The 376-nt window shown below is 79.5% G+C and carries 1 protein-coding gene; it reads left to right on the forward strand.

Annotated features, from left to right (window positions below; all coding sequences use genetic code 11):
- Positions 1 to 376, forward strand: a 376-nt coding sequence (locus KN815_RS49760; protein WP_253209762.1) for a DUF5682 family protein, incomplete at both ends; no start/stop codon positions are given.

Genomic DNA, 376 nt, shown 5'->3' on the forward strand with positions numbered 1-376 from the left:
GCCATCACGGGCCCGGGTCGGCGCGGGCGGTGCGGGCCGCGCTGGAGGCGTGCGCACCGCGCGTGGTGCTGATCGAGGGGCCGCCGGAGGCGGACGCGATCGTGCGGCTCGCCGCCGAGAAGGACATGCGCCCGCCCGTCGCACTGCTCGCCCATGCCGCGGACGACCCGGGGCGCGCCGGATTCTGGCCGCTGGCCGGGTTCTCCCCGGAGTGGGCGGCCATCCAGTGGGCGCTGGCCCACGAGGTCCCCGTACGGTTCATCGACCTCCCGGCGGCCAACTCGCTGGCCCTGTCGGCGAAGCGGACCCTGGAGGCCGCGCCCGCTCCGGCGGCGGGGCCGCCCGCTCCGGGGGTCGCGCCGGCCACGGCGGCCAC

Origin of the sequence: Streptomyces niphimycinicus, assembly GCF_018883605.1 — a bacterium.
Taxonomy (GTDB): domain Bacteria; phylum Actinomycetota; class Actinomycetes; order Streptomycetales; family Streptomycetaceae; genus Streptomyces; species Streptomyces niphimycinicus.